At 39.8% G+C, this 21,001-nt stretch carries 18 protein-coding genes, 1 other RNA gene and 1 other annotated feature; of the genes, 15 read left to right on the top strand and 4 right to left on the bottom strand.

What is annotated here, in order from left to right; all coding sequences use genetic code 11:
• Nucleotides 1-15: 15 nt before the first annotated feature.
• From CLV38_RS01510 to CLV38_RS01480, 7 genes are all read left to right on the top strand, one after another.
• Complete coding sequence (locus CLV38_RS01510) at nucleotides 16-693, top strand: septum site-determining protein MinC (RefSeq protein WP_106190586.1); 678 nt, start codon at nucleotides 16-18, stop codon at nucleotides 691-693.
• A complete protein-coding gene (minD, locus tag CLV38_RS01505) occupies nucleotides 694-1,488 on the top strand; it encodes a septum site-determining protein MinD (RefSeq protein WP_106190584.1) in 795 nt (264 codons plus the stop codon).
• 47 nt (nucleotides 1,489-1,535) lie between these two features.
• Nucleotides 1,536-1,608: a sequence feature (ribosomal protein L21 leader region), on the top strand.
• A 47-nt stretch (nucleotides 1,609-1,655) separates the two neighbouring features.
• The gene (gene rplU / locus CLV38_RS01500) at nucleotides 1,656-1,967 is read left to right on the top strand and encodes a 50S ribosomal protein L21 (protein ID WP_106190581.1); all 312 of its coding nucleotides are present in this window, start codon (nucleotides 1,656-1,658) and stop codon (nucleotides 1,965-1,967) included.
• A 24-nt stretch (nucleotides 1,968-1,991) separates the two neighbouring features.
• Nucleotides 1,992-2,333 (top strand): ribosomal-processing cysteine protease Prp, encoded by a 342-nt coding sequence (locus CLV38_RS01495; protein ID WP_106190578.1) that lies wholly within the window; start codon nucleotides 1,992-1,994, stop codon nucleotides 2,331-2,333.
• Nucleotides 2,334-2,346: 13 nt separating this feature from the next.
• A complete protein-coding gene (gene rpmA / locus CLV38_RS01490; RefSeq protein WP_106190575.1) occupies nucleotides 2,347-2,634 on the top strand; it encodes a 50S ribosomal protein L27 in 288 nt (95 codons plus the stop codon).
• Nucleotides 2,635-2,871: 237 nt separating this feature from the next.
• A complete protein-coding gene (locus tag CLV38_RS01485) occupies nucleotides 2,872-3,882 on the top strand; it encodes a class I SAM-dependent methyltransferase (protein WP_106190573.1) in 1,011 nt (336 codons plus the stop codon).
• Between the two features lie 19 nt (nucleotides 3,883-3,901).
• Nucleotides 3,902-5,089, top strand: a complete 1,188-nt coding sequence (locus CLV38_RS01480; RefSeq protein ID WP_106190571.1) for an acetate/propionate family kinase — start codon at nucleotides 3,902-3,904, stop codon at nucleotides 5,087-5,089.
• 52 nt (nucleotides 5,090-5,141) lie between these two features.
• Here CLV38_RS01480 and CLV38_RS01475 read toward each other — a convergent pair whose 3' ends face one another.
• The 3 genes from CLV38_RS01475 to CLV38_RS01465 all read right to left on the bottom strand — a co-directional run bounded on the left by CLV38_RS01475 (nucleotide 5,142) and on the right by CLV38_RS01465 (nucleotide 7,256).
• Nucleotides 5,142-5,597 carry a universal stress protein gene (locus tag CLV38_RS01475; protein WP_106190568.1) on the bottom strand — a complete coding sequence of 152 codons (456 nt, stop codon included), beginning with the start codon at nucleotides 5,595-5,597 and terminating at the stop codon, nucleotides 5,142-5,144.
• Between the two features lie 127 nt (nucleotides 5,598-5,724).
• Nucleotides 5,725-5,912: non-coding RNA, 6S RNA (gene ssrS, locus CLV38_RS01470), on the bottom strand.
• Between the two features lie 78 nt (nucleotides 5,913-5,990).
• Nucleotides 5,991-7,256 carry a replication-associated recombination protein A gene (locus tag CLV38_RS01465; protein WP_106190566.1) on the bottom strand — a complete coding sequence of 422 codons (1,266 nt, stop codon included), beginning with the start codon at nucleotides 7,254-7,256 and terminating at the stop codon, nucleotides 5,991-5,993.
• Nucleotides 7,257-7,444: 188 nt separating this feature from the next.
• On the opposite strand from CLV38_RS01465, the gene gshAB reads away from it, so the two are divergent.
• From gshAB to recD2, 6 genes are all read left to right on the top strand, one after another.
• Nucleotides 7,445-9,715 carry a bifunctional glutamate--cysteine ligase GshA/glutathione synthetase GshB gene (gshAB, locus tag CLV38_RS01460; RefSeq protein WP_106190564.1) on the top strand — a complete coding sequence of 757 codons (2,271 nt, stop codon included), beginning with the start codon at nucleotides 7,445-7,447 and terminating at the stop codon, nucleotides 9,713-9,715.
• Nucleotides 9,716-9,734: 19 nt separating this feature from the next.
• Entirely contained in the window at nucleotides 9,735-10,883 is a 1,149-nt protein-coding gene (locus tag CLV38_RS01455) for a cysteine desulfurase family protein (protein ID WP_106190561.1), read from the top strand.
• Nucleotides 10,884-10,928: 45 nt separating this feature from the next.
• The gene (locus tag CLV38_RS01450) at nucleotides 10,929-11,273 is read left to right on the top strand and encodes a DUF1831 domain-containing protein (protein WP_245920513.1); all 345 of its coding nucleotides are present in this window, start codon (nucleotides 10,929-10,931) and stop codon (nucleotides 11,271-11,273) included.
• 164 nt (nucleotides 11,274-11,437) lie between these two features.
• Nucleotides 11,438-12,562 carry a tRNA 2-thiouridine(34) synthase MnmA gene (gene mnmA / locus CLV38_RS01445; RefSeq protein ID WP_425427758.1) on the top strand — a complete coding sequence of 375 codons (1,125 nt, stop codon included), beginning with the start codon at nucleotides 11,438-11,440 and terminating at the stop codon, nucleotides 12,560-12,562.
• A 139-nt stretch (nucleotides 12,563-12,701) separates the two neighbouring features.
• A complete protein-coding gene (locus CLV38_RS01440) occupies nucleotides 12,702-13,457 on the top strand; it encodes a helix-turn-helix transcriptional regulator (protein WP_106190553.1) in 756 nt (251 codons plus the stop codon).
• A gap of 51 nt (nucleotides 13,458-13,508) precedes the next feature.
• Entirely contained in the window at nucleotides 13,509-15,947 is a 2,439-nt protein-coding gene (recD2, locus tag CLV38_RS01435; RefSeq protein WP_106190550.1) for an SF1B family DNA helicase RecD2, read from the top strand.
• Nucleotides 15,948-15,992: 45 nt separating this feature from the next.
• On the opposite strand, the gene CLV38_RS01430 is transcribed toward recD2, so the two are convergent.
• Nucleotides 15,993-16,907 (bottom strand): diacylglycerol/lipid kinase family protein, encoded by a 915-nt coding sequence (locus CLV38_RS01430; protein ID WP_106190548.1) that lies wholly within the window; start codon nucleotides 16,905-16,907, stop codon nucleotides 15,993-15,995.
• 205 nt (nucleotides 16,908-17,112) lie between these two features.
• Here CLV38_RS01430 and CLV38_RS01425 point away from each other — a divergent pair, with 205 nt between their 5' ends.
• A complete protein-coding gene (locus CLV38_RS01425; protein WP_106190545.1) occupies nucleotides 17,113-18,006 on the top strand; it encodes a YitT family protein in 894 nt (297 codons plus the stop codon).
• Nucleotides 18,007-18,316: 310 nt separating this feature from the next.
• Nucleotides 18,317-20,965, top strand: a complete 2,649-nt coding sequence (gene alaS, locus CLV38_RS01420) for an alanine--tRNA ligase (RefSeq protein ID WP_106190816.1) — start codon at nucleotides 18,317-18,319, stop codon at nucleotides 20,963-20,965.
• Nucleotides 20,966-21,001: the final 36 nt, after the last annotated feature.

The raw sequence follows: 21,001 nt of genomic DNA, 5'->3' as shown, positions 1-21,001 counted from the left end.
AGTGGGGTGAATTTAATGAATAAAGCTGTTACTTTGAAGGGCAGAAAAGAAGGATTCCAACTTATTTTAGATGCGTCTGCTTCTATTGACTCAATACTTGAAGAAATTAAAGAACTCAAAGTACAACTAAAAAACGACACCCAAACGGGGCATGAATTAACCTTTTTCGTCAAATCTGGTATCAGAAAGTTGTCGAGTGATGAAAAAAAGCAGATAGAAGAGATAATCGAAGATGACCATTTCACTATTTCATCTTTTCAGTCTGAAGTCATTCTTATTGATGAGGCAATTAAGCTGCATAAGGCATCCCGGCCAAAGCTTGAGGTGAGAACAGTCAGGAGCGGACAGATACTGGACATTGAAGGCGATCTGCTGCTCATTGGAGAAGTACACCCGGGGGGCACAGTAAGAGCCACAGGCAGTATTTTTGTTATTGGTGAACTGAAAGGGATCGCACATGCAGGTTTCAATGGGAATGAAAATGCAATTGTATTGGCGAACTTCAGACACAATGCTCAAGTAAGAATTGGTGGAAATGTACACGTCGTCGAAAAAACAGAGAACAGTAGTGAACAGTCAGATGAACTGAAATTTGTTTATGTAAATGACTTACATATTATCGAGGTTTCACCTCTACACAATCTGAAAACGATTCGACCGGAAATAGGGAAACATTCAGGAGGGTTATTTTAAATGGGAAAAGCAATAGTTGTGACATCAGGAAAAGGTGGCGTTGGTAAAACAACGTCTACAGCAAATATAGGAACTGCTTTGGCGCTTCAGAGCAAAAAAGTATGTCTGGTAGATATGGATATTGGTCTTAGAAACCTGGATGTCATCTTAGGACTGGAGAACAGAATCATTTACGATATTATAGATGTCGTAGAAGGTAGAGTAAAACTGCATCAGGCAATTATTAAAGATAAACGGTTCAATGACCAGCTGTTCCTCTTGCCTGCTGCTCAGCATGCAGACAAGAATGCGATCAATGAAGAGCAAATGATCGAACTGATCGGTGAGCTGAAAAAAGATTATGAGTATGTCCTTATCGATTGTCCTGCAGGAATTGAACAGGGGTTTAAAAATTCAATCGCTGCTGCTGATGATGCGATTCTAGTAACGACTCCTGAGATTTCTGCTATTCGAGATGCCGACAGAATTATAGGTCTTATCGAACAGACAGATATTGGCGCACCGAAATTGATTATAAACCGTATCAGAAAATCAATGATGCAAAATGGTGATGTAATGGATATTGACGAAATTACCCGTCACTTATCAGTTGAATTACTGGGTATCGTTTTTGAAGATGATGAAGTCGTTCGGTCATCTAATAAAGGAAATCCTGTGGTGCTTGATCCGAGCCATGTAGCGTCTCAAGGCTATAGAAATATTGCCCGCCGATTACTTGGCGATACTGTTCCATTAATGAAACTGAAAGAAGAAAAGAAGTCTTTCTGGAAAAAGCTTTTCGGAAAAAAGAATTGACTATTTGAGTAATTATTGTTATTATACTAATGTTGTCTTTGTGAGCACCACAGCTACAACCGCTCAAATATAAGTTTTTAAGTGCTTCGGCCACTTATAATGGCGAGTCTTAGTGCAAGAATAAAATAGTCATATTTTATTCAAAATTTGAAGGAGGTGCAACAAGTATGTATGCAATCATCAAAACTGGTGGTAAACAATTTAGAGTTGAAGAAGGTCAAGACATCTACGTTGAAAAATTAGACGGAGAAGCTGGCGATACAGTAACATTTGGAGAAGTATTGTTTGTTGGAGGAGACGACACTGTTGTCGGAAGTCCATTTATCGAAGGTGCTTCAGTAGAAGCTACTATCGAAAAACAAGGTCGCGGTAAAAAAGTGACGACTTTCAAATATCGTCGTAGAAAAGACTCTCACACTAAAAAGGGTCACCGTCAACCATATACAAAAGTTTCAATCAAATCAATCAAATCTAACTAATAGTGATAAGGAAGCGTTTCTCAAATGATTGATATTCATTTCTATTTGGACAAGGAAGATATTTCTTCTGTCTTAATAACGGGTCATGCAGAATCCGGTCCGTATGGTCAGGATATTGTGTGTTCGGCAGTGTCTGCCTTGAGTATTGGAGCAGTTAACAGTCTGATCAAAATAGCTGAAGTCCCACTTGAAGTGGTTTCAGATAATGATCAAGGCGGTTACTTAAGCTTTGCGCTACCCGGGAAATTAAATGACAAGCAGATGGAAACAGCTCAGATCTTACTGAATAGCTTGTATCTCTCCCTTAGCAGTATCGAGGAAGAGTACACAGATTATTTAAAAATCAATTCCTCATCTAAAAAGTAATGGAGGTGCAATAATTATGTTGAAAATGAATTTACAACTTTTTGCTCATAAAAAAGCTGGTGGATCATCTACAAATGGTCGTGATTCTCAATCTAAACGTTTAGGTTCTAAACGTGCAGATGGACAAGTCGTTTCTGGAGGTTCAATTTTATACCGTCAAAGAGGAACTAAAATTCATCCAGGTGAAAATGTTGGCCGTGGTGGAGATGACACTCTTTATGCAAAAGTTGACGGAGTTGTACGCTTCGAACGAATGGGAAAAAACAAAAAGAAAGTTTCAGTTTACCCTGTCGCTAACTAATTACAAATAATTAAGGAATCACATCTGCTGATATGATTCCTTTTTTTTGTTCTCTGACAGTTAAACACCGGTCAACTGTCAGGATATACAAAGGATTAATCTTGTGAATATGGCGTAAATGAGTTAAAATGAATAGAGATACCCTTACTATTTATAACCAAAACTACTTATACTTTTTATCCCAGTATCTTGTATATGTCATGGTCAAACTAATTAGAGATGAAAGGATAATTTTTTTTGGACACAATTAATGTAGAAAAATTTTATTCTGTATTACTTGAATCATCCTTGCTGATCAAAGAGGGACTCGATTCAACTTTTATAGAAGCTTTAATAGAAACAGGTGAAAACATTATTGATGACGGGACAGTTCATGTTGAAAATGGATTGCCGACTGCTGAAACCCAGCAGCAGTTGACAGATATTTACAGTCGGATCGATTACCGGACATTGTCTGCCGAAGATAGAAAACAGGCGATTCAGCTTATTCTTATCAAAGCGGCAAAAGAAGATCTACTTCAACCGAACCATCAGCCGACCCCGGATGCTATCGGCGTTTTATTCAGTTATCTGATCGATTTGTTTTACTCGTTTGATCAGCCAGCTCATATTGCTGACTTTTCAGTAGGAACTGGTAATTTACTGTATACACTGTATACATCTCTTCATTCAGCTGACAGGAAATTGGTGTTTACTGGTGTTGAGAATGACGACTTACTGATTTCACTGACCTCAACACTTTCAGCTTTGATGGACATGCCGATCGAGTTGATGCATCAGGATGCGTTAAAACCATTACTGATTGATCCTGTGGATATCATGGTATCGGATCTGCCTGTAGGCTATTACCCAATGGAACTGAAAGATGATGCATTCAAGACGGCTATTAAAGAAGGACAGTCTTATAGTCATTTTCTGCTGATAGAACAAGGCTTGAATTACTTGAAAGACAATGGCCTTGCATTTTATTTATTACCAACCAGCACCTTTGAAGCAGTAGAAGTAAAATCACTGCTGTCACATATTCAAAGCGTTGGCCATGTTCAGGGAATCATCCATCTCCCTAGTGAATGGTTCAAGAACGAGCAATCCAAAAAATCTATATTGATAGCACAGAAAAAAGGCGATAAGAGCATACAGGCTAAAGAAGTACTTATCGCTACTTCTCCAAGCTTATCTAATAAAGAAGCGTTTAAAACATTCTTGTCAGATATCACTAACTGGAAGTCTGAACAAGGAATACACTAAATTTAAAGGAGCAATCGATATGACAAAAACAATTGCAATCAACGCAGGAAGTTCAAGTTTAAAATGGAAATTATACAACATGCCTCAAGAAAAGGTACTGGCTTCAGGTATCGTAGAGAGAATCGGCTTAAACGATTCTATATTCACTATAAAATATAACGACGGTGAAAAATACGAAACAGTCGTAGACATAGATGATCACGAAGTGGCGGTTGAAATGCTTCTGGAACAATTAAAAGAGTTAAATATTTTAGCTGATTTTAACGAAATTACTGGAGTGGGACACCGTGTCGTTGCTGGAGGAGAAATTTTCAAGGATTCTGCATTAGTAACAGATGAAGTTATCAAGCAGATTGAAGATTTATCTGAGTTTGCTCCACTTCATAACCCCGCAAATGCTACTGGAATCAAAGCATTCCGTAAAATTTTACCAGATATTACAAGTGTGGCTGTTTTTGATACATCATTCCATCAGACAATGCCTAAAGTAAACTACTTGTATAGTATTCCTCTTGAATATTACGAGAAACACAATGCACGTAAATATGGGGCACACGGAACAAGCCACAAGTATGTCTCTCAAAGAGCAGCAGAACTTCTAGGCAAGCCTTTAGAGGACACAAAAATCATTACGTGTCACTTAGGTAACGGCGCATCAATAACGGCTGTAGACGGCGGAAAATCCGTTGATACGTCAATGGGATTCACACCTCTAGCTGGTGTTACAATGGGAACACGTTCTGGAGATATCGATCCTTCATTACTTCCATTCTTAATGGAAAAAGAAGGTATCAAAACAATTGGTGGTATGATTGATATCTTAAATAATGAATCTGGATTAAAAGGACTGTCTGGTATCTCAAGTGATATGAGAGATCTGGAAGATGCCGAAGCGACAGATCCAAAAGCTGAGTTGGCGTTGCGTATTTTTGAAGATCGAGTCAGAAAATATATTGGATCATATGCCGCTACAATGAATGGTGTGGACGCTATTGTGTTCACTGCTGGTATTGGTGAAAATGGATCAGATACCCGTAAAAATGTAATTGATGGATTGACGTTCCTTGGAGCTGAAATCGATGAAGAGAAAAACAACGTACGTGGGAAAGAGAGAGAAATTTCATCTGAAAATTCTAAAGTTAAAGTCTACCTAATTCCGACTGATGAAGAAGTCATGATCGCAAGAGACGTTGAAAAATTCAGATAATTAGTAGACTAAAAAAAGCATTCCCAGTTGACTGGGGATGCCTTTTTTACTGTTACAGTTTATTATTCAAGTCAGTTCGGATAATCATGACATCACATTTAGCTTGTCTGATGACATATTCAGAAACAGATCCGACAAAGATGCGTTCGACTGCATTAAGACCGGTTGCTCCCAGCATAATCAGGTCCACATTTTCTGCTTCAGGGATTTGTTTAGCAATCATGACCTTTGGCGAACCGTACTCGAGAACGATTTTTATATCTTGAACGCCTTCTTTTTGTGCGTATTCTTTGTATTCGTTCAACGTATTCTTAGCTTCAACTCTCGCGTTATCAGCGATTGATCCGTCAAAAGTTGAGAATGACTGATAGGCTCTTGTATCGATCACATGAGCTAAAACAAGTACTGCACTATTACGTTTAGCTACCTCAACAGCTTTTTTAAAGGCTTTTTCAGCCTGAGAGGAGCCGTCGATAGCGACTAGTATAGATTTATATTCCTGCATCATACTAAACACGTCCTTCCTTCTTCTAGTACCTTAAGTATACTAAAACAAGCACGTGATAGCTAATAGAAACGATTTCACAAAAAAAGAGCGGGGACATAAGTCCACGCTCCAATTTAAGACTAAGTATAAGAAATCCGATGGTGCCGGTAGAACGCCAGTTTAGGTTGAACCCGCAAGTAGCAGGTGGGTTTCACCAGAAAAATATCTGACTTCCAAGTGATAAGGCATGTCATCAATTTTCCCTTTTGAATCCCAGTGTTTTAATACAATGTTCGGTCAACACGTAGTTTGGCATCGCGTACACCTCAGAATTCTTATCTTTATAGTAGCACAGAGAGGGTAATTAGTCAATGCAGATAGCTCGTCCTGACATTAATTTGACCACTAAGGCGTTTACTTGTTGTAAAACTTTTTCAGCTGTTTATTCAAAGCCTCTTCAAATTTTGATGTCAGGGAAGGGGCGTAATACTCTCGTTTTTTTATAGAATCCGGAAGGTACTGCTGACGTACCCAATGCTCCTGAAAGCTGTGAGGGTATTGATATCCTTCACCACTGCCGAGTTCTTTTGCCCCTTTATAGTGAGTATCTTTCAAGTGTGCTGGAACATCGCCCGTTTTGCCGTCTCGAACGTCCTGAAGGGCTTTATCGATTGCACTGATTGCACTGTTTGATTTTGGCGACAGGCACATTTCGATCACTGCATTGGCTAAAGGGATTCGAGCTTCCGGCAGCCCTATTTTTTCAGCTGTTTCCACGGCCTGCACGACGCGTGAAACCCCGGCAGGATTAGCCAGTCCAATGTCTTCATAGGCAGTCACTAGCAGCCTCCTAATAATAACTTTTAGTTCGCCAGCTTCGATGAGTCTGGCAAGATAATGAAGTGAAGCATGCACATCACTACCGCGTATTGATTTTTGAAAAGCAGAAATCGCATTATAATGCGCGTCTCCGTCTTTATCATGAGTCAAAGATTTTCTCTGAAGACATTCTTCGGCTACTGCCAATGTTATAGGGATATTTCCAGATTCATCTTTATTTGTTGACTTGACAGCTAATTCTAGAGCATTCAAGGCACTCCTTAAATCGCCGTTCGTGACCCTTGAAAAATAACTCAAAACAGAGGGTTCAATGGTTATAGGGTACTGCCCCAGACCGTTTTCATTATCGGCAAGGGCTCTTTTTAAAGCCTCTGTAATCTGCTGCTCAGTCAATGGCTGCAATTCAAATATCTGTGAACGGCTTCTGATTGCGGGATGAATCGAAATGTAGGGGTTTTCTGTTGTTGCTCCAATAAGGACAATACGGCCATTTTCGAGATGGGGAAGCAGGAAATCCTGCTTAGGTTTATCCAGGCGATGAACCTCATCTAGAAGTAATACAACAGTACCGCTCATTTTTGCTTCTTCGACCACGATTTGCAGATCCTTTTTGGTATCTGTTGCGGCATTCAAGAGCCGAAAAGCGTACTTAGTGGAACCTGCTATGGCACTAGCAATACTTGTCTTACCGATTCCAGGAGGACCGTATAAAATCATTGAAGATAACTGTTTTGCTTTTACCATTCGCCAGATTATTTTGCCTTCTCCGACTAAATGTTCCTGACCGACGATCTGATCGATCACGGAAGGGCGCATTCGATACGCTAATGGTTTATTCATGTCTGACTCCTTTATAATAGAACTGAGTGAACTAACTAAAGTATAGCATTTATAGAAAGAGTTTAAAACTGATTCGAACGATTGTTTGCTTTAAGTTGCCGACTTTTCTTCTAGGTTGATTGAAACCTTTATGATAAGATAGTACTTGATATTAGTAAGTAAAATCACACATATAAGGAAAGATAAGAATGACTATAAAAAATACAATCAAACAAAATAACCTGCAGCACTTATTAAAAAAAGCTTCTTTTGGAATCGAAAAAGAAGGGTTGAGAACCGAAATGAATGGGCAACTGGCTTTAAGTCTACATCCTGAGGGATTTGGTAGCCGAAATCATCACCCTTATATACAAACTGACTTCAGTGAGTCTCAACTGGAATTAGTGACACCTCCCAGGGAATCTATTGAAGAACAGTATCAATGGTTGAGGGCCTTACACGATGTTGTGAACCGGACGATTGATGAGGATGAATTCATATGGCCATTCAGTATGCCTAATCGTCTGCCCGATGAAAAAGATATTCCGATCATAAACGTATCTGATCAGAGTGAGATCGAGTACAGAGAACAGCTGGCATTCAAATATGGCAAGAAAAAACAGATGATTAGTGGGGTGCATTTCAACTTTTCATTATCAGAAGAATTTGTCGAGGCACTTAAAGCAGATAGGATGATGAGCCCTGAGGAAGTGACTGATTTCTGTAACGGCCTGTATCTTACGATGTCGCGTCATTATTTAAGGTACCAGTGGCTGCTGACCTATCTATTTGGAGCCTCTCCAGTTAATGATGAAACGTATGACAGCGACATTGCTGGACGTTATTATAGAAGTATTAGAAACAGTCCGTTAGGGTATCATAATACGTTCAGTAACAAGGTCTCTTATCAGACTGTCGAACAGTACGTAGAGGATATTGAATCGCTTGTAGCAGATAGAACGCTTATTGAAGAACGTGAATATTATGGTGCTGCCCGATTAAGAGGGAAAGGAAAAGCTGTACGTAATCTGATCAGTAAAGGGACTCGTTATGTGGAATTCCGTTCGTTTGACTTGAATCCATTTGACAGTATGGGGTTCTCTTATCAGCAATCAGTTTTCACCCATCTATTCCTATTGACGATGATCTGGATGGAAACAGAGCATTCTGAGGAAGATATAAAATGGGGAGCAGTAATGAACAAAGAAACATCTATGGAAAATCCGTTTAGCCCCTCACAATATAAAGAAGAAGGCCTTTCTCTTTTAAGTCAAATGTCTGCAGTAGCTTCGGAACTTGAAATGGATGAGATATACCATGAAGTCATTAAAGAAGCAGAGCGCTTGCTGAACAATCCTGAAGAAACACTGGCAGCAAGAATTGTCAGCGAACTTGAAAAAGGGAAATCCCATGTTGAACTGGGTATCGAATTAGGCAGAAAATACAAGGAAAAATCATTCGAAAAACCGTTTTTGCTAGACGGCTTTAATCAAATGGAAATGAGTACACAGCTCCTTCTATTTGATGCCCTGAAACTGGGTGTTGAGACGTCTGTCATTGATTTTAATGATCAGTTTCTTGAGTTTAAATATAATAACATTATCGAATATGTCAGAAATGGGAATATGACGTCCAAGGATACTTATATTTCTCACTGGATCATGGCAAATAAGACAGTGACTAAAAAACTGCTGAAACGATCTGGATTTAAAGTGCCGGGTGGAGAAGAATTTACTTCTGCTGATAAAGCTATCGACAGTTACGGGCAGTTTAAAGAAAAAGCCATCGTCATTAAACCTAAAAGTACAAATTATGGTATTGGGATCTCGATATTCAAAAAACCGGCTTCTTTTGAAGGATACTCCGAAGCTGTCCGTCTCGCATTCCAAGAAGATGAGCAGATCTTGGTCGAAGACTATATAGAAGGGACTGAATACCGGTTCTTTGTGATCAATGGAAAAGTCGAAGCCGTTCTACTCAGACAACCTGCTAATGTAATCGGGAACGGACAGGATACGATCAAAAAGCTGATCTCTGAAAAGAACCAGCACCCGTATAGAGGCGTAAAACATAGGGCGCCTCTTGAAAAAATAAAAATGGGCGAGATAGAACAACTGATGTTAAAAGAACAAGGATACTCTTTCGACAGTGTATTGGAAAAAGGAAAACAGGTATTTTTAAGAGAAAACTCGAATATATCTACTGGCGGAGATTCGATAGACATGACAGATGAGATGCATGAATCGTACAAGCAAGTCGCTGTAGCTATGGCTAAGGCACTTGAAGTTAATGTGACAGGGCTGGATCTGATTGTTCCTGATATCAAAATTCCCAGTACAGATAATGAACCTGGGTATGTCGTGATTGAAGCAAATTTCAATCCGGCTATGCACATGCATGCATTTGTTCAAAAGGGCAAGGGACGTAATCTTTCGGAGAAAGTAATCAACATGCTGTATCCGTCTATTGAACTATCCTGAACGTTAGAAAGGAAGTAACATGGAAAATTATATTTATCTAGACCATGCCGCGACCACTCCGATGCATCCTGAAGTAATTGATGTGATGACGGAAGCGATGACAAGTAGTTATGGAAATGCATCAAGTACGCACCGCATCGGTAGAGTGAGTAAAGGCATACTTGAAGAGGCTAGAGCAGTATTAGCTGCTAGTATTAACGCTGCCTCAAACGAAATAGTGATGACCAGCGGGGGAACCGAAAGCGATAATATGGCGATTATTAATACAGCAGTAAAGTACAGCTCGGTTGGAAAACATATCATTACGACTAATGTTGAACACGCCGCTGTGAAAGAGCCCTTAAAACAATTGGAACGCAATGGGTTTGAAGTGACCGTATTACCTGTTAACAAAGAGGGATCAATTACCATTCAGCAGGTAAAAGAGGCGATTAGAGAAGACACTATACTGGTTACTGTTATTTATGGGAATAACGAAATCGGGACACTCATGCCCATTACGGAAATCGGAGAATACCTGCTCACACTGGATCATAAAGTGGTCTTTCATACCGATGCAGTTCAAGCTTACGGGACGGAAGATATCCATGTCAAAGATCAGCATATCGACATGCTATCTGTTTCTTCTCATAAAATAAACGGACCCAAAGGCCTTGGTTTTTTATATGTGTCCGATGAACTATCCATTCCAGGTTTGATTCTGGGAGGACAACAGGAAAATAAGCGAAGAGCGGGAACTGAAAACATACCCGGCATTGCAGGATTCAAGAGGGCCGTGGAAATCAGACAGGCTAATAAACCGCAATTAAAAAAAGACTATCAGAAACTGAAAAATCGATGTATAGTATTATTAGAAGAGTCAGATTTAAAATTTGAAGTAAATGGATCAGTTGAGAACAGTTTGCCGCACATCTTGAGCGTGCACATTAAAGGTGTAGAGGCCGATAAACTCCTGATTCATCTGGACCTGGCCGGTGTTGCGGTTTCAATCGGGTCTGCCTGCTCTGCTGGAAATGTAGAGCCGAGTCATGTGCTGCAGGCTATTCACTCGAAAGCACATCCAGCGATAGAAGAAACGATCAGGTTCAGTTTTGGCTACGGCGTAACAGAAGCCGATATAGAAGCTGCAGTCCAAAAACTGGCAAAAGCAGTCAAATTTTTAGCCTGACCACTTTCTACAGAAGATATCAGTTAGTTAGAGAGGATGAAAAGCATGGCCACATTCAAGACAGATAGTTTACTGGGTAGTGAAACAAGGTATGCAGTAAGTGATGAAGCTAAGCGCTATACACTAAGAGACAATGGATTTTTAGAAACGAAGAACGGGGCTTTCCAGTATGAAAGAACATTAAGTATTCATGCTGTGGATAAAAAAGCACCAAAGTTGAAGATTGTCATCTCTAAAGAAATCGATGAACTTAAGGTGTCAGCCGTCACGTCCAACGGGCTTAAGAAAATCGATCTGTACAAGTCGGATCAGTTAGAAAAAGAGAGAGCATTTGCTGAGAATGTTCTATTAACGCTAGTTGAAGGACATGTGCTTAAAATAGTAAAATAAGATGAAAGACTCTCTTAATTAAGAGAGTCTTTTTTAAGGAATGATTAAAATAGGCAGCCAGGTCTTGATTTCTTCTTTTTAGTAAGTATAATGAAACAGACTGGAAACTTACGAACCTTCAAATTCGTACAAGCGTACAGAATTATAACAGAAATGATGGTGAAGTGATGACGAATAAAAATACAAGAGTCGTTGTCGGTATGAGTGGAGGAGTAGACTCATCTGTAACGGCATTGTTATTAAAAGAACAAGGATACGATGTTGTAGGTGTCTTCATGAAAAACTGGGATGACACTGATGAAAATGGCATGTGTACAGCTACAGAAGATTATAAAGACGTAGCACTGGTGGCCAATAAAATTGGTGTGCCTTACTATTCTATCAATTTTGAAAAAGAATACTGGGATAAAGTGTTCGCATACTTTTTGGAAGAATACAAGAATGGGCGAACACCTAATCCAGATGTCATGTGCAATAAAGAAATTAAATTTAAAGCCTTCCTCGATTATGCAATGAGTCTGGGAGCGGACTATGTAGCGACAGGTCACTATGCGCGAGTCAGTAGAGATGAGGATGGCACGACTCATTTACTAAGAGGAGTAGACTCGAATAAAGATCAAACCTATTTCCTGAACCAACTCTCTCAAGATCAGTTGTCTAAAGTGATGTTCCCGCTGGGCGAAATGGACAAGAGTGAAGTAAGACGGATTGCTGAAGAGGCAGATCTGGCAACTGCCAGGAAAAAAGACTCTACAGGTATTTGTTTTATTGGAGAAAAAGATTTTAAACAATTTCTGATGAATTACTTGCCTGCTCAACCGGGGAATATGGTCACAGAAGACGGAGAAGTAATGGGTAAGCATGACGGATTGATGTATTATACCATCGGTCAAAGAAAAGGACTGGGAATTGGCGGTAACGGAACATCTAACGAGCCCTGGTTTGTTATTGGGAAAAATATGGAAAACAATGAACTGATTGTCGGACAAGGGTTTACACATACTCACTTGTATGCAACGCATCTGACCGCCAGCCAGTTTACATTCACAACTGAAAAAGAAAGACCTGAGACTTTCAGTTGTACAGCTAAGTTTAGATACCGTCAATCTGATGTTGGCGTCACCGTTCATCTAAATAAAGAAGATAACACAGCACGTGTTGAATTTGATGAACCAGCTAGAGCCATCACACCAGGACAAGCCATTGTCTTTTATGATGGCGATGAATGTCTTGGCGGAGGCACAATCGACAAAGCATTTAAAGAATCTGAATTATTACAATACGTCTGATTTATCAGAAAGAGTCACTCTAGAGCTTAGTCTAAAGTGGCTCTTTTTTTGATGCTAAGACTAATAGGACTGATTGATTAAGCTGGCAGGATTATAGTATACTTATAGACAAAATTAGTCTCAGAGAAGGAGAAGACGCATGTATTTTTTTGAGAAACACGGGCTGGACGAAAAACAGACATTTAATTACTCTGTTTTGGAAAACATCTCTTTCCCTCTTCATTTTCATCGAGCATATGAAATAATTCTGGTCGAAAGCGGTGAAATGTCAATCAAAATAGAAGAGATGCAGTATACACTAAGGGCTCATGAAGCAGTTTTCATATTTCCAAATCAGCTTCATGAGCTGGTCACTGTGACCCATTCAGTTTGTAAACTACTGATCTTCTCACCTGAAATGGTTGGACAATTTTATTCTTCCTATAAACGATCGATACCCATAAATAATCAATTCACCATACTGTTTGACGTAAATGAGACTCATTTGGACACAGTTTTTGCTCAGAAAAGTCTGCTCTACAACTGTTGTGACGCTCTGATAAAGCAGACTAGTTTTGAAGGCATAACATTATCACCCCAGCGAAAGATTATTCAAAATATTTTACTGTATGTCGATACTCATTATGCTAACGAATGCACTCTAAAGACAGCTGCACAGACATTGCAGTATGATTACGCTTATCTGTCTAAATTATTTTATCAGTATACACAACTGACCTTTACTGATTACCTGAACCGTTACCGCATCACCCAGGCGACTTACTATCTGGAGAACACCGAATTGACCATTAAAGAAATCGCTCATTCCTGTGGCTACAATAATTTGAGAACATTCAATCGGAATTTTAGACAGTACAAAGCCAGTTCACCTTCTCATTATCGAAAAAACTTATAATTATTACTAGCCTAAAGCACAGGAGTCAGATAAACTGATAAGAGAGGAGGGATGGTCTTGCAGGAAAACTTATTTAAAAATGAAACAGAAAATTATATAGTCGGAGAAGTTCTGACTATTTATTATTCCAATCCCTCAAACTTTTACAAAGTTCTTTTAGTTAAGATAGAAGAGTCGGATGAAGAGGTAAAGGAAAAGCAAGTCGTTATCACTGGAAATTTTGGTCAGATTCAAGAAGGCGATAAGTATCGCTTTAACGGCAAGTGGACAGACCACCCGAAGTACGGTGTACAGTTTCAGTCGACAAAATATCTGAAAGAAAAACCATCGAGTGAAGAAGCCATTATAAACTATTTATCAAGTCCGCGTTTTAAAGGCATAGGTAAAAAGAGTGCGAAGGCTGTTGTGGACACTTTAGGAATCGATTGTATCGATAAAATTTTAAATGATGAGACTGAACTGGACAAAGTACCAGGACTAAACAGTAAAAAAAGGCAGCAGCTGATGACTGTATTGGAAAAAGAGCAAGGCATGCAAAAAATCATTATTGCTCTTAATGACATGGGATTATCCAACCAGTTAGCTTATAAAGTATATCAGCGCTTTGAAGGCCAGACGCTGACCACGATTCAAAATAATCCCTATATATTAATAGAAGAAATCGATGGGATCGGGTTCAATAGAGCTGATGCAATAGCGGAAGAGATGGGGATAGAAGGAGATTCTCCTGAACGCATCAAAGCCGGTATTCTTTATACGCTTGAAGAGAAGACGATGAAAAGTGGAGATACGTTTGTGGCGGCCGATTATTTATTAAATAATAGCATAGCCGTTCTGGAGAAAAGCAGGGCATTTCTGATCGATCCAGATCTCGTTGCTGAGAGCATTATCACATTAAGCAGAGAACAGGCTATCATCAAGGATGATGCCCGTTTTTACCTGCCTTCTTTATATGTGTCGGAGTGGGGTATAGCCAACGCCTTTGACCGGTTAGTTAATGAGTCAGATCAGCCTGATTTCAGTGAAAAAGAAATCAGTAAGAAAATAAAGGACTTCGAGAAGCGAAGAGGCATAAATTTAGGAAAGTCACAAAAAGAAGCCGTCAGAAACGCTATTCAATCTGAAGTGTTTGTACTGACTGGGGGTCCGGGTACTGGAAAAACAACTGTACTGGAAGTAATCGTCTCAGTTTATGCTGAACTGAATGATTTTAGTCTGGACCCTGCAGATTACAGCAATAAACCGTTTCCCATCTTATTGGCAGCGCCAACTGGGAGAGCAGCTAAGCGGATGAAAGAAACAACGGGACTTCCTGCCTCCACGATCCATCGTCTCCTTGGATTAACAGGGTCCGATGATGAGGAAGAGCTGCAGGAATCTGATAAAATTCTGAAGGGCTCGATGCTGATAGTTGATGAGATGTCAATGGTGGACACGTGGCTGGGGTATCAACTTTTAAAAGCAGTGCCGGATGATATGAAAGTTATTTTGGTAGGAGATAAGGATCAGCTTCCTTCTGTTGGACCCGGCCAGGTATTGAGAGACATCCTTCTGAGTAAGGCTATTCCTTATCAGGAGCTGACTGAAATTTACAGGCAGGGAGATGGGTCTTCAATCATAACGCTAGCTCATGAAATCAAAATGGGAGGATTGCCGGCAGATTTCACTGAGAAGAAGCAGGATCGTAATTTCTTTCCCTGCAGCACAGGAAAAGTTCAGGAGGTCCTGACTTTATTGGTCTCTAAAGCAATAGAAAAAGGCTATACATCTAAAGATATTCAAGTGCTCGCGCCAATCTACAAAGGAACTGCTGGCATTAACGAGTTGAACAAACTGCTGCAGAACCTTTTTAACCCAAAGACTAAAAATAAAAAAGAAGTTCAGCAGCAGGAAGGGGTTTACAGAATAGGAGATAAAGTTCTCCAGCTTGTAAATGACCCGGAGCGAAATGTATTTAACGGAGATATGGGGTTTATTGTGGGTATAATATCTGCCAAAGAATCAGAATTGAATGCGGAAGAATTAGTGATCGATTTTGATGGCACAGAAGTATCCTACCCCAGAAACGAATGGAAAAAAATCACGTTATCGTATTGCTGTTCTGTGCATAAGTCACAAGGATCTGAATATGATATGGTTATTTTGCCTCTTGTATTTGGATACGGCAGGATGCTGAAAAAAGATATTGTTTATACGGCCATTACCAGAGCCAGCAAAACGTTACTTTTATGTGGTGAGATAAATGCTTTTCAAAAAAGTATTACTGAGAATACAACCGCTCGGGAAACGTCTCTGACACTCAGGCTAAAAAGTCTGTCTGAAGAAACTGACGACTCTATAGAATCATCAGATTCAGATACCGCTAAGCACGCAGCTGGTATCGAAAAGGCTGGCAGCAGTGAACTGAGCGAAGGTTATGTCCTGACACCTGATGATGTCGAATTGACCAGAATCGATCCGATGATCGGGATGGACACAATTACCCCTTAAAAAAAGCATTAAAACTCGACACAAGGTCAGTTTTAATGCTTTTTTTCATAACCAGAATAATTGCTTGACAGTAGATATGGAAAGAGTGTGCGTATTTCTATCAATCAGTTCCCCATCTCTTTGACCGTACTGTTGGGAATCCAGGGTCAATTTACAGGAAGAGACACGGTACGAATGCATTTTTTTATGACTGAGGTGTGACTCTTTTGTGATGAGCATATAGAGTATCTGAAGCAGCTCTAAAAAATTGACTTTTTCAGCTACGACAACATCTATGTAGGAGTCAGTCGCATCGGCCAGAGGATGAATAGGGATTCCACCGCCGAAAAACTTATGATTTGCACAGACAACTAAGAGCACACTAGGATGACTGATTGTAAGATCCTTACTGTCAAGAGATAGAGAAAATGATTTCTGCGAAAAAAAAGCAGATAAAACGGAAAGCAGATAAGACGATTTTCCGATTGTCTTTTTACTTGAGGTCTGATCCAGTTTCGAAATAACCATCCCGTCTATTCCAAAGCCTATGCTGTTAACAGCAACGAGATTCTCTTCGTCAGTATGACAGTCCAATATATCAAGTTCAACCGGACTGTTCTTATTTATGATCCGCTCCAGAGACATCTGGATAGACTTAGATAAATCATGCGAACGCGCAAAATCATTACCGGACCCTGTAGGGATGTAAGAAACAGGTCTGTCTATTTTGGAAAGATACAGGCCACTTACGACTTCATTCAGCGTGCCATCACCTCCGACGGCAATGATTAGAGATTCCTGAGGTTCACTCTGAGCTAGTTCGCAGGCTAATTCAACTGCATGTCGTTTGTATTCTGTCGTATGTAATTCAAAGCTCATAGCGTGTTCTTTCATGTGTCTAGTCAATAACTTTCTTGTGTGTTTTCCTTTACGCGAGTGTTCATTTATTATAAATATCAGGTGGGTATAGTTAGTTGACATATTAATCACCAATTCTCTTTTAATAGCTATAGTATACGTGAAAAACAAAGAAATAATAGTCCGAAGATTAAATTTAGCAAATTAAAAAAAAATAATCTGTTAAAGGGTTGTATTGTTGTTATGCTGGGTGTTAGAATAGCTCAGTTGCTTAATTAAAAGAAATAAATTAAATAATGAATAATAAATAAGTCGAAGGAGGAATAAAATGTTAAGAATTGCAAAACGCTATACATTAAATGCGGTGGACTACGTCTATATCATTTTTGGTTCATTCCTTACAGCTATAGCATTCCAGGTGTTTCTATTACCCAACAATATCGTGTCGGGTGGGGTTTCTGGACTATCTATTGCCGCTAACGCCATGTTCGGTTGGAGTCCAGCCTTGTTTCAATATGCTGTAAATATACCACTGCTGATTCTCTGTTTTATCCTTTTAGGAAAAGCAGCTGGATATAAAACAATACTGGGAAGCATACTCTTACCCTTTTTCTTGATTTTTATTGGCCATTTTCCTGCTTTAACGAGTGACCCGTTACTTGCTGCCTTGTTTGGTGGTGGAATAACAGGACTTGGTATCGGAATCGTGTTCAGGGCAAAAGCATCTACAGGTGGAACCAGCATCATTGTACAAATCTTATACCAGTTTTTACACCTTCAATTCGGTCTTAGTACGATAATGGTTGATGGAGTCGTCATTATGATTGCCTTACTGGTCTTCGATGTTGAAACAGTCATGTATTCACTCATTGCACTCTTCATCGTCTCGCGAACGATCGACCTGGTTCAGTTAGGCTTCCATCGAAATAAAAATGTCTTTATTATTTCAGACAGCCCACAAGATATTCGCACCGAGATCCTTCACACTATGCAAAGAGGAGTGACCAATTTAGGTATTCGAGGTGGCTACGGCAATACTGATAAAGATATGCTGATGGTCGTCATACAAGAGAGAGAGTTTACCCTCTTAAAAGAGGTCGTTTTAAAAGCCGATTCAGATGCCTTCGTAGTGGCAATGCCTGCTAGTGAAGTGCTCGGAAGAGGGTTCTCGCTGGAAAAATATTTTCCAACACACGAAACGGACTGGACTGAAGAAGAATAGTCAGCTTGTGGGATTAAAGATTGACTAGCTGGCTAAACTGCGCTATACTTTTAACATTCACAAAGGATAAGCTGAAGAAACCTTTAGAGAGACATTCGCGGTGGTGAAAGAATGTCAAAAGACTTTGGTGCTCCCTTTTGATCAAGCATAAGAAATTATGCCGTTTCTTGGCGTTAACAAGACTAAAGAGGTAATGACTGACCGAATAAGTTGTTGCAAACAAGGTGGTACCGCGTACTGACGTCCTTGTATGTAACGAGCTTGTTCGGTCTTTTTATATGGACTAAAATAGAGGAATAGGGTGAAAAAAATGAAACAATTATCAAGTACAGAATTAAGACAGCTTTTTCTTGATTTCTTTGAAGAAAAGGGACATAAGGTTGAAAGAAGTGCTTCTTTGGTACCTGTAGAAGATCCATCTTTACTGTGGGTGAACTCAGGTGTTGCAACAATGAAAAAATATTTTGATGGAACAGTCAAACCAGCTAATCCCAGAATCGCAAGCTCTCAGAAGAGTATTCGAACGAACGACATCGAAAATGTCGGCGTTACAGCTAGACACCATACTCTGTTTGAGATGCTGGGTAATTTCTCAATTGGAGATTACTTTAAAACAGAAGGCATCGTGTGGGCATGGGAATTCCTGACCAGTCCTGACTGGATGGATCTGGATCCTGAAAAACTGTATGTAACAGTGTATCCAGATGATGAAGAAGCTTATACGATCTGGAAAGAAGAAGTAGGTTTAGAGGCGTCTCATATTGTAAAAGAAGAAGGTAATTTCTGGGATATCGGAGAAGGCCCATGTGGACCTAACTCTGAAATTTTCTATGACCGTGGGGAATCATTTAATGACCTTCCAGAAGGACATGAAGAAAACTATCCTGGCGGAGAAAATGAAAGATGGCTGGAAATATGGAACCTTGTTTTCTCTCAGTTCAATCACAAACCCAATAATGTATATGATCCGCTTCCGAATAAAAATATTGATACAGGGATGGGTCTGGAGAGAATGTTATCCATTCTTCAAGATGCTCCGACAAACTTTGAAACAGACTTATTCTTACCGATTATTGAAAAAGTCGAAAAACTATCTGGCATAAAATACGGAGAGACAGTTGAAAATAAAGTGAGTTTTAAAGTCATTGCCGATCATGTGCGTGCATTAGCTTTCGCAATCAGTGATGGAGCACTCCCTTCGAATGAAGGACGAGGGTATGTTTTAAGACGTCTGTTAAGACGCAGTGTCATGCACGGCCGCCGTTTATCAATTGAGAAGCCATTTTTAACTGAGTGTATTCCAGTAGTAGCTGACATTATGGAAGAACACTATCCTGAAGTTAAACAGAATAGTGAATTTATTTCCAAAGTCATTTTGAATGAAGAGGAGCGTTTCCTTGAAACGCTTGCTGCCGGTTTAGAGCGGGTCAATGAAATCATTGCAGATGCTAAGGATAAAAAGCAGTCAACATTATCCGGTAAAGACGTTTTCCAATTGTATGATACATTTGGATTCCCAATAGAATTGACAGAAGAAGTGGTCAGTGAAGAAAACTTGACTATCGATTATAAAGAGTTTGAGGAAGAAATGGCTAAACAGCGTGACCGTGCTCGTGCTGCCCGTCAGTCTGAAGGGTCCATGGCCGTACAGTCATCTTTGTTGAGTGATTTGACTGTTCAGAGTGAATTCACAGGCTATACAAAAGATGAAACAGTCAGCACTTTAGTAAAAATAATCAAAGAAGAATCGTTTGTTGAAACTGTAAATTCAGGTGACAACGTCAAACTCTTATTCGAGGAATCTCCTTTTTATCCTGAAAAAGGGGGACAAGTTGGCGATAGTGGATTGATTCTGGACAACGACAGTAATGTTCTGGCTGAAGTGAATACGGTCAAATCAGGTCCGGAAGGGCAGCCAGTTCACATTGTTACTGTGAGAAAAGAACTGACTGCTGACCAGGATTACACCCTTGTTATAGACAAAAAACGCAGAAGATTGATCGAACGTAATCATACGGCTACTCACCTTCTGCATCAGGCGTTAAAAGATGTTTTAGGCGATCACGCTAAACAGGCAGGTTCTCTAGTCGAAGAAAATCACCTGCGTTTTGATTTCACTCACTTTGGTCAAGTAACGGAAGATGAACTGGCTGAAATGGAACGAATTGTGAATCAGAAGATTCAGGAAAATTATGTAGTGGAGACTGTAGAAACGACACTGGCTAAAGCAAAAGAATTAGGGGCTATGGCATTATTCGGTGAGAAGTATGGGGAGCATGTCCGTCTGGTCATGATTGGCAACTACTCCAAAGAACTCTGTGGCGGAACCCATGTTAAAGCAACTGCAGAAATCGGCATGTTCAAAATTACCTCAGAAGCTGGTATTGGTGCTGGAACAAGAAGAATAACTGCATTGACCAGCGAAGGTGCCTACCAGTGGATGGAAGAGCAGCTGCGTATTTTAAACGATGCTTCTAAGTTAATGAAAGTTCAATCGCCTAAAGAAGTTCCTTCACGAATTAAATTGCTTCAAAAAGAATTGAAAGAATCGAATCAGGTGAATGAGTCATTACACGCAAAACTGGCAAATGCGCAAGCTGATGAGGTCTTCACCAATGTTAAGACAGTTGACAGTGTATCCTTTATTGCAGAAGAAATTAAAGCTAAGGATATGAATCAGTTAAGACAGCTGGCAGATAAATGGAAACAGGAAGATTACTCTGATGTCCTCGTTTTAGGATTAAAAGACGATGAAAAAGTGAATTTGATCGTCTCAATGAATCAGACTGCTGTCAAAAAGGGCTTGAAATCAGGAGATCTGATTAAGCATATTTCACCTTTCGTCAACGGTGGCGGTGGTGGACGTCCTGATTTTGCTCAGGCAGGCGGTAAGAAGCCTGAAGGGTTAAAAGATGCGTTGAGTGCTGTTACTGATTGGATCGAACAAAAAAACAGCTGATCGAAAGCAGTCAGTCATCTTACCTCCTAAGGCAAA

Origin of the sequence: Alkalibacterium olivapovliticus (genome assembly GCF_003003275.1) — a bacterium.
GTDB lineage: Bacteria > Bacillota > Bacilli > Lactobacillales > Carnobacteriaceae_A > Alkalibacterium > Alkalibacterium olivapovliticum.
Note: the sequence above shows the minus strand (reverse complement) of the source record. Positions and strands in the feature narration are given on the sequence as shown.